A 13,917-nucleotide genomic window follows, 5' to 3' on the forward strand; every position below is an offset into this window, starting at 1 on the left:
TTCGCCCTCGAGACCCAGCACGGCAAGGTGCACGAGTTCGGCGTGCGCATCGAGGAGATGCTCATCGTCCACGAGGACCGCACCGAGATCATCTCCACCTTCCCGGTACAGGAGATCACCCTCGCTGGCTGAGGAAGGCGCCCACGCGGCGCTCGTCGACCTCGACGCGCCCGACGCCGCCGACGCGAGCACGGTCGGCGCGAAGGCGGAGCGCCTCGCCATCGCACGGCGCGCCGGGCTCCCGGCGTTGCCCGGGCTCGTGCTGCCCGTCCGGGTGTCGCGCGCGCCGCTCGGGCGCGCCGAGGAGGTCGCCCGCGCCGCGGGCTCTGCGGCGGCGCGCCTCGCGCTCATGGGCGAGGAGGTCCCGCCCGGCCTCGAGCACGCGGCGACGGCGGCCTTCGGCGAACGTGCCCTCGTCGTCCGCTCCTCGAGCCCCCTCGAGGCGTTCGGCGCGTGGTCCGGCGCCTTCGCCTCCTACGTCGGCGTCGGCGCCGCGGACCTGCCGACGGCGGTGCGGGGCTGCTGGGCCTCGATGTTCGGGCGAGACGCGGCCGAGCGCTTCGAGGAGCTCGGCGCGAGCCAGGCGGCGGCGGGGCTCGCGGTGCTCGTCCAGCCGGCGATCGACGCCCGACTCGGCGGGGTGGCCGAGGTCCGCGACGGCGAGGTGGCGATCACCGTCGCCGACGGCGACCTCGCGGCGATGCTCCAGGGGTGGGTCCCCGGACTGGCGGCCGTGGTGGACGCCGACGGCCAGGCGCGCGGCCCCGCCGTCGGGCGAGCGGGCGCGTCGCTGCTCGGCGAGGTCGCCCGCGTGGCCCGCGCCTGCGTCGAGGCGGGCGCCGGGAACCACCTCGAGTGGGCGGCGCCCGGTGGCGAGGTCGTCATCCTGCAGTGCCGCACGGTCGAGCGCGATCGCGCATCGGCGCTCGCCGCCCAGGAGGCCAACCCCGCCTTCGCCGGGCCGCTCGCCGTGGACCTGGCGCGGGCCGTGGCGCGCTTCGGTGGCCGCCTCGGGGAGGAGCTCGTCCTGCCGTGGGTGCTCGCACCGCGCACCGGGTCGCGCCATCGCGCTGCCGCCGCCGCGCCGGCCCGCCTCGAGGCGCTGCGTGCCCAGGCGGGCGTGCTCGTCGAGCAGGCCTGGGGAGACCCCGGCGCGGTGCGCCCAGCGCTCGAGGCGCTGCGCGAACGGCTCGACGAGGAGGCGCTCGCACGACTGCGGTCGCTGCGCCCGATCCCCGCGGGCGAGGGCGAGCGCCTCGTCGCCGCCGTCGAGTCGGCCGGGCTCGAGCTCGCGCGCCTCGGGGCGCTCGACGACGCGACCGACGTCTGGCGCCTCGCTGCGGCGGAGCTCTCGGCCTTCCTCGAGGAGGGGACCGTGCCGCCAGCGGCGCCGCCCCCGGTGCTCGAGCCGTGGGCGGCCGTGGTGCGCGAGGTGGTGCGGGCGAACGGCCGGGCCGAGCGCGGCGCCCCGGCCAGCGAGGGGGTCGGCGTCGGCCGGGTCCTCCCCCTCGACGAGCCGCGCCGGCTGCGCGGCTCGCGCCAGCGCTACGTGCTCTACGTCCGCACGCCGCTCCCCGGCTACGCCCCCCTGCTGTGGGCGGCCGCCGGTCTCGTCGCCGCGGGCGGGAGCGCGGGGGCGCACCTGTTCGACGTGGCGAGGTCCCTCGGTGTCCCCGCGGTGGCGGCCTGCGACCTCGGCGATCCCGGCGAGGGGGCGCTGGCCCTCGTGGACGGCGAGTCCGGCGAGGTCTCGCTCCTGTGACCTCGCCGCGGCGCGCGGCGACGGTTCGCCCGCCCCGGCCGGCTCCCCCTCACGTCGCTCGACGCCCGTCGGGAGGAGCGGCGGGGCGGCGGCCACAGCGGAGCGAGCGGCTGGCCCGCTGGGCTAGCTCCTTCGGCCGGAAGAAGCCGCTGCAGGCGCGACCTCGGCGTCCCGGCGCGTCGCCGGGTCCTCGAGGCGCCGGGGGAGGCCGACCTGGAGGACGAGGTCGGCGAGCTGCTCGGCGAAGCCGGGGCCGATCGGCTCGCCGCTGATGAGGACGCGGTAGAAGATCGTGCCGGCCCAGACGTCCATCACGAGGGGGATGTCGAGGTCCGCCGGCAGCTCGCCGCGCGCGATGGCGCGCTCGAGCACCTCGGCCGACGCGGCGCGGCGCGGGTTGAGGAACTGCGCCCGGAACGCGGCGAGCAGCTCGGGGTCGCGGCTCAGGTCGGTCGCCACCGCCGGGATGACGACGCCGGCGACCGTCTCGGTGTAGTTCGCGATCGTCGTGGCGATGGCCGCGAGGAGGTCGCCGCGCACGCTCCCGGTGTCGGGCACGGGCGCGACGGAGAGGTGGCGGGCCATCGCCTCGCCGACGAGGGCACCCTTCGACGACCAGCGCCGGTAGACGGTGGCCTTGCCGACGCGGGCGCGCGCGGCGACCGCCTCCATCGTGAGCCCGTGGTAGCCGACCTCGGCGAGCAGCTCGATCGTGGCCTCGAGGATCGCGTCGTCGCGCCGGCGGTCCCCGGCGAACGGGCGGCCGTCACCGGTGCGCAGGCCGTGCGCGGCCGACGGCAACGCTGCTGATCGACTCATCACGGGCAGCTTAGACCATCGAAACGGAACAGAACGTTCCGTCTTGACCTGCTTCCCTGCTCTCCGTATGCTGAGCGCGAGGGCGACGCGCCGTCGGCGTGCGCGAACGGGGGGTCGTGTTGGGCGAGGCAGTGCACGGGCCAGCCATCCCTCCCTTCGGCGCGCCCGGGTCGGCCTGAGCCCGCAGCGATGGGCCAGCTCCCGCGTCCTCGACGTACGAGGCGGGGGAGGGAAGGGGGGAGTCACATGTCCATGAGGTCACGGCGGCTCGGCGCCGCGGTCGGCGCCGTGCTGCTCGCGGCGACCGGCCTCGGCGTCGGCATCTCGATGACCGCGTCGGCGAGCAGCCACGGTAGCCACAAGACCACCCACAAGTCCACCTACCGGGTGGCGGTGCTCGAGCCGGGCACGGCGAACGACGGCTCGTGGGGCCAGGCGGTCGACTCCGGCGCGCTCGCGGCCGGTCGAGCGACCGGCGCGAAGGTGACGCTCGTCGACGCGCTCGAGACGCCCGCCCAGTACCAGCAGCAGGGCGCGTCGTTCGCCTCGCACGGCTACAACCTCGTCATCATCGCCAACGGATCGGACCCGCAGACGGTCGTCGCGCTGGCGCACCAGTTCCCGCACACGTTCTTCTGCGAGACCGCGGCGACCATCAAGGTGAGGCCGAAGAACGTCTGCACGAACAACCTCACCTACTACGACGGTGACTTCCTCGCCGGGGCGCTCGCCGCGATGGTCAGCAGGACGAAGGTGCTCGGCGAGATCGGCGGCTACAGCTTCCCGCAGCTCAACTGGGAGATGAACGGCTTCTCGCTCGGCGCCCGCTACGTCGACCCGCGGATCAAGATCAAGTCGACCTACGTCAACACGTGGACCGACGTCAACGTGACGCGCAACGCCGCGAACGCCCAGATCGCGTCGGGCGCCGACGTCATCTTCTCGGCGACCGACCAGGCGACGCAGGGGATCTACGCCGCGGCGCAGACGAAGGGACACACCTACGCCATCTCGCAGTACTTCGACACGCACCGGCAGGCGCCGAGCGTCGTGCTCACGAGCGTCCTGTTCAACCTGCAGGGCTCCGTCGGGAACCTCATCCGCCTCGGCGTCGCCGGCAAGCTGCGGAACGTGAACTACGAGACGACCTTCAACGACGGGGCGGGCCGCCTGGCGCCCTTCTACAACCTGGCGCCCAACCCGGTGACGCCGGCGATCCAGGCTCGGCTGCACAAGATCGAGCACCTGATCGCCACGGGCAAGATCGTCGTGCCGGCGCTCCCGAACGCGAACCAGGGGCTCCACTACAACGTCAGCCGCTTCCCGAAGGCCTGAGGTAGCGCTGCAGCTCCCCGGGGCGGCGGGTCCTCCCCGTCGCCCCGGGGAGGACCCGCGTGGCGCCGGCCCGCGAGCCGAGGGCCACCCTGCCGTACCCGTCACGGCGCGCCTCGGCGCGCCGGCCAGTCCGAACCGAAGAAAGGAGCTGAGGAGATGACGACGAGCGAGGCCGCCCAGCCGAGCGAGGGTCGCCGGGCGATCTGGCCCGGCAACATCCCGCCGCCAGCCATGCCCTACAGCCCGGCGATCACGGCGGGCGGCTGGGTCTTCGTCGCCGGCCAGCTCGCGAGCGACTACGAGAACGGCGTCGCCCCCGCGGCTCGCAACCCCGAGGGTGCCCCGTACCTGCACGACGAGCTCGAGCTGCAGTCCCGCTACGTCCTGTCGAACCTGAGCCGCACGCTCGAGGCGGCCGGGGCCGACATCCGGCGCGACCTCGTGCGCATCTACCAGTGGTTCACCTCGCCGTACCCGACGTACGAGGAGTTCGAGCAGGGCAACACCTGGCCGCGCATCTCCATCACGCCGTACCTGCGCACCCTCTACGGGGAGTTCGCCGTCGAGCGCCGGCCCGCCTCGACCGGCATGGGCGTGCGCCAGCTGCTCGTCGCCGGCACGAAGGTGGAGGTCGACATGATCGCCATCCCGGCGCGCGAGGGCATGGTGCGCGAGGACGTGCCTGCGCCCGAAGGCGTGCCCGCACCCCTCGCCGGCTACTCGCCCGGCGTTCGCGCCGGCGACTGGGTCTTCCTCGCCGGCGAGATCCCGGTCGACTGGATGGGCGACTACGGGCGGTCGGAGCACTACGGCGAGCCCGGCGGCGTCGCCCTCGAGGCGCGCACGAACCCGTACTTCTGGTACGGGGTGCCCATCGAGGCGCAGACCGAGTACGTCCTTCGCAAGCTCGACCGGATCGCGCGCGCGGCGGGCAGCTCCCTCGAGCGCTGCGTGAAGGCGACGGTCTACCTCGGCCACCCGAAGGACTTCGCCGGCATGGACCGCGTCTGGCGCAGCTGGTTCCCGAGCAACCCGCCGGCGCGCGTCGTCATCCCGTACATGGGCCTCGGCGGCATGGGCAGCCGGATCGAGGTGGCCATGAAGCTGCTCCACAACGACTCGCCGCTGCGCATCGAGGCGATCACGGCCGACGACGCCGCCGAGCCCCTCGGCCACGAGCCGCAGGCCGTGAAGGCGGGCGACTTCGTCTTCTTCAGCACCCAGCTGCCCGGTCTCGGTGGCGGCCTCGCGCCGAACATGGTGCGACGCCCGGAGTTCCCCTACTACGGGCTCGTGACGCGCGCCCAGGTCGACGGCGTGCTCGACAACGTGTCGAAGATCTGCTCGAAGGCGGGGACGAGCCTCGCGAACATCGTGCGCCGCCAGTGCTTCCACACGGACTTCACGGACTTCGCCGAGGCGATGGACGCCTGGGCCCGGCACTTCCCGAAGGACCCCCCTGCCTCGACGACGATCGAGATCGGCGGTCCCCTCTTCGTGCCGGGGGCCAAGTTCATCTACGACCTCATCGCCTATGCCCCCTGATGCTCGGGGTCCTGACGGCAGCCGGGTGCGGCGACGGTGGTGACCACGGGTAGCGTCGGGCGGGAAGCGGCGCGGGAGGCCGCGCACGGCGCCCCGGCGCTCGCGATGGCCCAGATCTCGAAGCGCTTCGGCGCGAACCTCGTCCTCGACGGGGTCGACTTCGAGGTGCGCGCCGGGGAGGTCCACGCGCTCCTCGGCGAGAACGGCGCAGGCAAGACGACGCTCATGCGCATCGCGAACGGTCTCGAGACCCGCGACGCCGGCACGATCAGCGTGCGGGGCGTGCCGGTGCCGATGAGCTCGCCGGCCGAGGCCATCGCCCGCGGCGTCGCCATGGTGCACCAGCACTTCATGCTGGTGGGCAACCTGACGGTCGCCGAGAACGTCGTCCTCGGCACGAAGGGCCGGCACCTCCACCCCTTCGTCAGTCGCTCGGTGGTGCGCGAGGTCGAGGCGGTCGCGGCGAGCTACTCGATCGAGATCGACGCCCGGCGGCGCGTCGACGAGCTGTCGGTCGACGAGCAGGCCAAGGTCGAGATCGTGAAGGCGCTCCACCGGGGAGCGGACGTGCTCGTCCTCGACGAGCCGACCTCCTCGCTCGGCCCGAGGCAGATCGAGGAGCTCTTCGCCGTCGTGCGCACCATCTCGGCGGCGGGCATCGCCGTCGTCCTCGTCACCCACCGCCTCGGGGAGATCAAGCTCGTCTCCGAGCGCGTCACCGTGCTTCGCGACGGGAAGGTCGCCGACGCGGGCGCCACGGCGGACTTCACCGAGGCGGCGCTCGCCCGCGCGATGGTCGGCCGGGAGGTGGCCCGCGCCCGCCCGGCTGCGCCGGCACCGTCGCTGCCCGCGCCCGAGGCGCGCCTTCGGGTCGAGGACCTCGTCGTGCGCGCCGGGCGGGAGGCCCCGGCGCTCGACGGCGTCTCCCTCGCGGCACCGGCCGGGCGGGTCCTCGGCATCGTCGGGGTCGAGGGCAACGGGCAGACCGAGCTGCTCGAGGTGCTCGCCGGCCTGCGCCGGCCGAGCTCGGGGCGCGTCCTGCTCGACGGCGAGGACGTGACGGGCCTCGCGCCAGTCGAGCGCCGCCGGCGCGGGATCGTGACGATCAGCGGCGACCGCCACCGCTGGGACATCGTCCAGGGGCTCACGATCGCGGAGAACCTGGCGCTCCACGACATCGCCGCCGGGGCCTTCCGAGGTCGCAGCCGGCTCATCGCCTGGCGCGAGGTGCGGCGTCACGCCGAGCGGCTGGTCGAGGAGTTCGACGTGCGGCCGCGGCGGGCCGACGCGCGCATCGACCAGCTGTCGGGGGGGAACCAGCAGAAGGTCGTCATCGCTCGCGCCGTCGAGGGCCGCCCCGCCGTGCTCGTCCTCGGGCAGCCGACGCGCGGCCTCGACATCGGCGCGCGCGAGTTCGTCCACGAGCAGGTCCTCTCGGCGCGCGCCGCGGGCACGGCGGTCCTCCTCCTCAGCTACGACCTCGAGGAGCTCTTCGACCTGTCCGACGAGATCATCGTGCTGTTCCGCGGCGCCATCAGCTACCGCAGCTCGCGCGCCGAGGCGCGCCTCGAGGAGGTGGGCGAGGCGATGACCGGGGTCGTCGGTGCCCGGCCCGCAGCCGCGGCGGCGGGCAGGCGGGAGGTGCCGTGACGGTCATCGGGACCGTCGCGGCGGGCACCGACCGCCTCGGCGGCTCCGGCCTCGAGCGGGCGGCGCGCGTCGTCCTCCCGCTCGTCGGGGCGTTCGCCGTCATCTGCGCGGTGATCGCCGGGCTCGGCGCGAACCCCTTCACCGTGCTCGGCTCGATGGTCACGGGCTCGCTCGGCTCGCAGTACGACCTCGCCGAGACGCTCATGGTGACGATGCCGCTCGTCCTCTGCGGGCTGGCGGCCGCGATCCCGTTCTCGGCGGGGCTGTGGAACATCGGCGGCGACGGCCAGCTCTACGTCGGCGCGGTCGCGTCGGTGCTCGTCGGCCTGACGATCGGCACGCGCGTGCCCGGCACGCTCTTGTCCTGCGTGTGCGTCCTGGCCGGCGTGGCGGCCGGCTGCCTCTGGGCGCTGCTCGCCGCGGCGGTGAAGATCGCCGTGGGGGGCAACGAGGTGATCGTCACGCTGATGCTCAACCTCCTCGCCGGCCTGGCGGCCGACTACGTCGTCACCGGTCCGTGGGCCCAGGGCGTCTCCCCCCAGACGCGCTCCATCCCGAGCGGCGCGACCTTCAGCTCCTTCTGGCAGTCGGGCTTCAACGTCGGCTTCTTCGTCGCCGTCGCGGTCGCGCTCGCCTTCGGGGTGTTCATGTCGAGCACGAGGACCGGCTTCGGCATCCGGGCGTCGGGGCGCAACCTCGACGCGACGCGCCTCGCGGGCTTCCGGGTCGTGCGACTGTGGCTGGCGGCCTTCGGGCTCGGGGGGGCCTGCGCCGGCCTCGCCGGCGCCCTCCTCGTCGTGGCGGTGCACGGCGCGCTCATCCCCGGGATGGGCGAGCAGTACGGCTACACGGGGATCGCCGTCGCGCTGCTCGCCGGCCTGCGCCCCCGCCTCGTCATCCCGGCCGCGCTCTTCTTCGCCATCGTCGAGGTCGGCGGCTCGAGCCTCTCCGCGAGCGCCAACGTCTCGACCGCCATCTCCTACGTCATCGAGGGCGTGATCGTGATCGCGCTCCTCGCCTTCCGGGCGATCCGGGTGCGCACGTGAGCACGAGCGGCGTCGTCGAAGCGGTCGTCACCGACTCGGTGACCCTCATGGTCCCCGTGCTGTGGGCGGCGGCGGGCGAGGCGGTCGGCGAGGAGGCCGGGGTCCTCAACATCGGCATCGAGGGCGTCATGCTGCTCGGCGCGTTCGCGGCGGCCGCCGGCGTGCGCGCCACCGGCAGCCTGTGGAACGGGTGGTTCCTCTCGATCCCGCTCGGGATCGTCGCCGGCGTCGTCCTGTGGTTCCTCTACGTCTACCGATCGTGCAACCAGATCGTGACGGGCATCCTCTTCAACCTCTTCGCACTCGGCGTGACGACGGCGCTCTACGAGCGGTACCTGACCGGGGCCGGGACCGTGACGACGGTGCCGAACCTCCACGTGCCGGGCCTCGGATCGATCCCCGGCCTCGGCCCCGCGCTGTTCGACCAGACGCCGTTCTTCTACCTCGCCGTGCTCGGCTGCGCCCTGCTCTACTACCTCCTGTGGCGGAGCTGGTTCGGGCTGTCGCTGCGCGCCACCGGCGAGCGGCCCGACGTGAGCGCCGCGGCCGGGCTGTCGGTGCTGCGGCTCCGGTTCGTCGCGGTGGTGGTCGCCTGCGTGTTCGCCGCGCTCGGAGGGGCGACGCTCACGGTGATCTCGACCGGGGGCTTCACCATCGACATGACCTCGGGGCAGGGCTTCATCGCCCTCGCGATCGTCATCCTCGGGCGGTGGAACCCGCTGTGGATCATCCTCGGGGCGTGGATCTTCGGGCTGGCCGACGCGCTCCAGTTCCAGCTCGTCACGATCGGCTCCCTCGCCTCGGTCCCGCACGACGCGTGGCTCGCGTTCCCCTACGTGATCACCATCCTCGTCGTCGTCTGGGCCCGGGGCGCGCGCTACCCGGCCTCCACCGGCCTGCCCTACGAGCCGGTGCGCCGTCGGCGGGGGCTCGTCGCCCAGCTGTTCCGGACCTGAGTCGCCTCGCGCCGTCGCTCGTGGAAGGAGGAGGACATGCCCGAGGAGCACCGTCGCCCACCGGCGGTCGTCGACCGTAGCGAGATGCGCCGCGCCCTCGAGGGGGCGCTGCGGATCGAGCCGGCGCGCACCGCGGTCATCACCATCGACTGCCACCGGGGCCACCTCGACCCCTCGATCGCCACGATGCCCGTGCGCGCCGAGCTCGCCGCCCAGGTGGTGTCGACGGTGGCCCGGCTCCTGCGGCGAGCCCGCGAGGCCCGTCTCCCGGTGATCCACGTCATCTTGCAGAACCGGCTGCTGCCGTCGGGGACCGTCGAGTCGATGGTGAACCCGTTCTGGCGGGCGCTCGAGGACGCGAAGCAGTCGCTCACGCCGACGCTCCCGAGCACGGTGCGCGGCCACAACCTCGCGGGCTCGCCCCAGACCGAGCTCATGCCCGAGCTCGGACCCGAGCCGGGGGACCTCGTGATCGACACGAAGCGCCGGCTGTCCATCTTCCGCGAGACCGACCTCGACCTGCTGCTCAAGGACCTCGGGATCGACACCGTGGTGCTCTGCGGCATCAACACGAACACGTGCGTGCTCTGCGCGGCCTTCGAGGCGTTCAACCGTGACCTGCGGGTCGTCGTCGTGTCGGACGGCGTCGCCTCGATGTACGGTGACGACCTCCACTTCTTCGGGCTGGAGAACGTGGCGCGCTGCCTCGGGTGGGTGGTCACCTGCGACGAGCTTCTGGCCCGGCTGCCCGAGAAGGTGGGCCTGCCCGCCTAGGGGCGCGTGGCGCCGCGAGCCGGAGGGAACGAGCGCTTCGCGCCCGCGAAGCTCGACCATGGACAGGAGGCAAGGTGGCTGACGCTGCATTCGACGTCCGGGACGGGATGCGGATCCTGTGGGACGCGATCATCGTGATGGACGACGGCCTGGAGCTTCGCGCCGACGTCTTCCTTCCCCTCGAGGAGGGCCGCTACCCGGTCCTGCTCTCCTACGGACCGTACGCGAAGGGCCTCGAGTTCAAGCAGGGCTACCCGAGCGCGTGGCAGCGCATGGTCGAGCAGCACCCGGACGTCGCGGCGGGCTCGTCGAACAAGTACCAGTCCTGGGAGGTCGCCGACCCGGAGAAGTGGGTGCCGCACGGCTACGCGTGCGTGCGCGTCGACTCGCGCGGCGCGGGCTGCTCGCCTGGCGTGCTCGACCCGCTGTCCGCGCGCGAGGCGCGCGACCTCTACCACTGCGTCGAGTGGTGCGGGACGCAGCCGTGGAGCAACGGGAAGGTGGGCATCACCGGCATCTCCTACTACGCGATGAACCAGTGGCAGGTCGGCGCGCTCCAGCCGCCGCACCTCGCGGCGCTGTGCCCGTGGGAGGGCGCGGCCGACTGGTACCGGGATGCGACGCACCACGGGGGCATCCTCTCGACCTTCTGGGCGAACTGGTACGACATGCAGGTGAAGACCGTCCAGTACGGCCTCGGCGAGCGGGGGGCGCGCAGCGCCGTAACCGGCCGGCCGGTCTGCGGCGACGTCACGCTGAGCGACGAGGAGCTCGAGAAGAACCGCGTCGACTTCGGCGAGCAGATCCGTAGCCACCCGCTCATCGACGACTACTACCGCGAGCGGATCCCGGACTTCTCGAAGATCACCGTGCCCCTCTTCTCCTGTGGGAACTGGGGAGGCCAGGGGCTGCACCTGCGCGGCAACGTCGAGGGCTACCTGCGTGCCGGCTCGAGCCAGAAGTGGCTCGAGATGCACGGCATCGAGCACTGGACGCACTACTACACCGACTACGGGCGCGAGCTGCAGAAGCGCTTCTTCGACTACTTCCTGCGCGGCGAGGACACCGGCTGGTCGAGCCAGCCGCCCGTCCTGCTCAACATCCGCCACGTCGACGGCACCTTCGTGCCGCGCGCCGAGCAGGAGTGGCCGATCGCCCGCACGCGCTGGACGAAGCTCTACCTCGACGCGGCGAGCGAGCGCCTGGTCGCAGGCGAGGTGGCGGGCGAGTCCGAGCGCGAGTTCGAGGCCCTCGGCGACCCGCTCACCTTCTACGGCGACCCGCTCGAGGCCGAGACCGAGATCACCGGCCCGATCGCGGTGAAGCTCTTCGTGTCGTCCTCGACCGACGACGCCGACCTGTTCGTCGTGCTCCGGCTCTTCGACCCCGATGGCGAGGAGGTCGTCTTCCAGGGGGCGATCGACCCGCACACGCCGATCGCCCAGGGGTGGCTGCGCGTCAGCCACCGCGCCCTCGACCCTGTCGAGAGCCGCGAGTACCGCCCCTACCACCCGCACACCGAGCTGCTCCCGGTCGTGCCGGGCGAGGTCTACGAGGTCGACATCGAGGTCCTGCCCACCTGCGTCGTCGCCCCCGCCGGCTACCGCTTCGCGCTGAGCATCCAGGGCCACGACTACGTCTACCCGAAGGCCGGCGGGGACCGGCTGTCGAACTTCAAGAACGTGCTCACCGGCTGCGGGCCGTTCCTCCACGACGACCCCGTCGACCGCCCGGCGCCGCGCTACGCGGGCCGGACGCGCCTGCACACCGGCGGGGCGCGCCAGGCGTACGTGCTGCTCCCCGTCGTTCCGGCACGCTGATGGCGGCGAGCAGCGCGACCTCCACCGCGCGCTACCCCGACCTCGCGGGGCGCGTCGCGATCGTGACCGGCGGCTCGAAGGGGATCGGCGCGGCGACCTGCCGCCAGCTCGCGGCGAACGGCGCCGCCGTCGCCGTCGTCGCGCGGGGCAAGGAGGCGGTCGACACCCTCGTCCACGAGCTCGAGGCCACCGGCGCGCGCGCCGTCGGCGTGCTCGCCGACTGCGCCGACCGGGCGTCCGTCGAGCAGATGGTGGCGAGCGTCACCGAGGCGCTCGGGCCGCCGGACGTCTGCATGGCCTTCGCCGGCGGCTTCCACGCGACGACGCCGATCCTCGAGATCGGCGACGAGGAGTGGCGCCGGGTGCTCGACGACAACCTCACGGCGACCTTCCTCACGGTGCAGGCCGTCCTGCGCCCCATGCTCGAGCGCGGCCGGGGCTCGATCGTGACGATGGCCTCGAACGCCGCGCGCCTCCTCGACATCCCGCTCACCGCCTCGTACGCCGCCGCGAAGGCGGGGGTCGTCATGCTCACGCGCCACGTGGCGATGGAGGTGGGACCTCGCGGCGTTCGCGTCAACGCCATCGCGCCAGCGACGACGCTCACCGAGCGCGTCGCGACGACGCTCTCGCCCGAGGCCCTGGCGCACGTCGAGTCCTCCGCCCCGCTGCGGCGCATCGGCCTCCCCGAGGACAGCGCGTCAGCCGCGCTCTTCCTCGCCTCGGACGTCTCCTCGTGGCTGACCGGCATCACCATCGACGTCGCCGGCGGCCGGGTGATGATCTGACGTGCGCGTCGACGTCCACAACCACGTCATCCCCCGGCCGCTCCTCGACCTCGTGCGCGCGGAGGCCGCCTTCGGGGTCGACGTGGCTGACGGGTACTGGCGCGGCCCGGACCACGTCGACTTCCCCCTCGTCGACTCCTTCTCCGTCCCGGCGGCCCGTCTCGACGACCTCGAGCGGGCGGGCCTCGAGGGCGCGGTCGTCTCGCCCGCACCCTGCCTGTTCCCCTACCGCCTCGACCCCGAGCGCGGCGAGCGCTGGTGCCGGGTGGTGAACGAGGGCCTCGCCGAGTTCTGCGCCACCGCCCCCGAGCGGCTCCGCTTCATGGCCGACGTGCCGCTCCAGGACGTCGACCTCGCCTGCCAGCTCACCGAGGAGGCGGCCGGCCTCGGGGCGGTCGCCGTGGCCGTCGGCACGTCGGTCGCCGGCGCCCGCCTCGACGAGGCGCCCTACCGGCCGTTCCTCGCCCTCCTGGAGCGCCTGCGCCTGCCGCTGCTCGTCCACCCGGCCTTCAACGACGCGCACCCGGCGCTCGCCCCGTACTACCTCCAGAACGTCATCGGCAACCCGCTCGAGACGACGATCGTCGCCGAGCGCCTGATGGCCTCCGGCGCGCTCGGGGCGCACCCCGGCCTCACGGTCATCCTCGTGCACGGCGGTGGCTTCCTGCCCTACCAGCTCGACCGCCTCCGCCACGCCTCGCAGGTGCGCGAGGAGTTCGCCGCGCCCGTCGCCACCGACGAGCTGCTCTCGCAGCTGCGCTTCGACACCGTCTTGCACGGGCGCGCCGCGCTCGCGTTCCTCGTCGAGCGCGTCGGCGTGGATCGCGTCCTCCTCGGCACCGACATGCCCTTCGACATGGCGGTCGCCGCGCCCTTCGACGCGCTGCGTGCGGCGGTCGGCGACGAGGCGGCGCGTGTCGTCGCCGAGGAGAACCCGACGAGGCTGTTCTGCCGATGAGGACGACGCACGGGCCCCGACGGCGACCGCCCGAGGCCCCGAGCCACCCGAGACGACCGAGGAGGAGGCGAGCGATGGCCGATGCCGCATCGAAGCCGCCGAGCGTGACGGGCACCTACGACGTCGGCGACTACGCCGAGGAGCTGGCCGCCGCGCCGCGCAACCACGAGATTGGGACCTCGCTGTGGTTCGAGAACGACCGGGTGCGCGTCTTCGAGGTGCGCCTCGAGCCGGGCGAGCGTGGTGCCTTCCACGTCCACGACCGGCCCTACCTCTGGACCGTCGTGGAGGCCGGCCGGGGACTCCAGCGCCTGGCGGACGGGACCTTCGCCGTCCGCGACTACGAGCTCGGGGACACGCGCTTCCTCGAGCACTCGCCCGAGCACGCGCTCGTGCACGACCTCGAGAACGTGGGGACGACGACGCTGCGCTTCGTGACGGTCGAGCTGCGCGACGGGGGTTGA

General features: G+C 73.4%; 12 protein-coding genes. 11 read left to right on the forward strand and 1 reads right to left on the reverse strand.

Features of this window, described 5'->3' with window-relative positions:
- The first annotated feature begins 247 nt into the window (after positions 1-247).
- Positions 248-1,762, forward strand: a complete 1,515-nt coding sequence (locus VKV23_00675; protein ID HLI14550.1) for a PEP/pyruvate-binding domain-containing protein — start codon at positions 248-250, stop codon at positions 1,760-1,762.
- 123 nt (positions 1,763-1,885) lie between these two features.
- Here VKV23_00675 and VKV23_00680 read toward each other — a convergent pair whose 3' ends face one another.
- Positions 1,886-2,581 (reverse strand): TetR/AcrR family transcriptional regulator, encoded by a 696-nt coding sequence (locus VKV23_00680; protein HLI14551.1) that lies wholly within the window; start codon positions 2,579-2,581, stop codon positions 1,886-1,888.
- A 246-nt stretch (positions 2,582-2,827) separates the two neighbouring features.
- On the opposite strand from VKV23_00680, the gene VKV23_00685 reads away from it, so the two are divergent.
- The 10 genes from VKV23_00685 to VKV23_00730 all read left to right on the forward strand — a co-directional run bounded on the left by VKV23_00685 (position 2,828) and on the right by VKV23_00730 (position 13,917).
- Complete coding sequence (locus VKV23_00685) at positions 2,828-3,916, forward strand: BMP family protein (GenBank protein ID HLI14552.1); 1,089 nt, start codon at positions 2,828-2,830, stop codon at positions 3,914-3,916.
- Between the two features lie 156 nt (positions 3,917-4,072).
- On the forward strand, positions 4,073-5,461 hold the full coding sequence (locus VKV23_00690; protein ID HLI14553.1) for a RidA family protein: 1,389 nt from the start codon (positions 4,073-4,075) through the stop codon (positions 5,459-5,461).
- Positions 5,462-5,500: 39 nt separating this feature from the next.
- Positions 5,501-7,111, forward strand: coding sequence for an ABC transporter ATP-binding protein (locus VKV23_00695; protein HLI14554.1), 1,611 nt, complete (start codon positions 5,501-5,503; stop codon positions 7,109-7,111).
- A complete protein-coding gene (locus VKV23_00700) occupies positions 7,108-8,157 on the forward strand; it encodes an ABC transporter permease (protein HLI14555.1) in 1,050 nt (349 codons plus the stop codon). Before VKV23_00695 ends, VKV23_00700 begins: the two co-directional genes overlap by 4 nt.
- Positions 8,154-9,113 carry an ABC transporter permease gene (locus VKV23_00705; protein HLI14556.1) on the forward strand — a complete coding sequence of 320 codons (960 nt, stop codon included), beginning with the start codon at positions 8,154-8,156 and terminating at the stop codon, positions 9,111-9,113. The genes VKV23_00700 and VKV23_00705 overlap by 4 nt, the downstream gene beginning before the upstream one ends.
- Before the next feature lie 36 nt (positions 9,114-9,149).
- The gene (locus VKV23_00710) at positions 9,150-9,887 is read left to right on the forward strand and encodes a cysteine hydrolase (protein HLI14557.1); all 738 of its coding nucleotides are present in this window, start codon (positions 9,150-9,152) and stop codon (positions 9,885-9,887) included.
- Between the two features lie 74 nt (positions 9,888-9,961).
- Positions 9,962-11,707, forward strand: a complete 1,746-nt coding sequence (locus tag VKV23_00715) for a CocE/NonD family hydrolase (GenBank protein HLI14558.1) — start codon at positions 9,962-9,964, stop codon at positions 11,705-11,707.
- A complete protein-coding gene (locus tag VKV23_00720) occupies positions 11,707-12,495 on the forward strand; it encodes an SDR family NAD(P)-dependent oxidoreductase (protein HLI14559.1) in 789 nt (262 codons plus the stop codon). Before VKV23_00715 ends, VKV23_00720 begins: the two co-directional genes overlap by 1 nt.
- A 1-nt stretch (position 12,496) precedes the next feature.
- A complete protein-coding gene (locus VKV23_00725; protein ID HLI14560.1) occupies positions 12,497-13,453 on the forward strand; it encodes an amidohydrolase family protein in 957 nt (318 codons plus the stop codon).
- Between the two features lie 74 nt (positions 13,454-13,527).
- On the forward strand, positions 13,528-13,917 hold the full coding sequence (locus tag VKV23_00730; protein ID HLI14561.1) for a hypothetical protein: 390 nt from the start codon (positions 13,528-13,530) through the stop codon (positions 13,915-13,917).

This window comes from Acidimicrobiales bacterium (assembly GCA_035294085.1).
GTDB lineage: Bacteria > Actinomycetota > Acidimicrobiia > Acidimicrobiales > Bog-793 > DATGLP01.

Bases quoted from the DNA above. Each gene is read 5' to 3' on its own strand.
- VKV23_00680 (HLI14551.1), bottom strand. From the start codon at position 2,581: ATGAGTCGATCAGCAGCGTTGCCGTCGGCCGCGCACGGCCTGCGCACC.
- VKV23_00685 (HLI14552.1), top strand. From the start codon at position 2,828: ATGTCCATGAGGTCACGGCGGCTCGGCGCCGCGGTCGGCGCCGTGCTG.
- VKV23_00690 (HLI14553.1), top strand. From the start codon at position 4,073: ATGACGACGAGCGAGGCCGCCCAGCCGAGCGAGGGTCGCCGGGCGATC.
- VKV23_00710 (HLI14557.1), top strand. From the start codon at position 9,150: ATGCCCGAGGAGCACCGTCGCCCACCGGCGGTCGTCGACCGTAGCGAG.
- VKV23_00720 (HLI14559.1), top strand. From the start codon at position 11,707: ATGGCGGCGAGCAGCGCGACCTCCACCGCGCGCTACCCCGACCTCGCG.
- VKV23_00730 (HLI14561.1), top strand. From the start codon at position 13,528: ATGGCCGATGCCGCATCGAAGCCGCCGAGCGTGACGGGCACCTACGAC.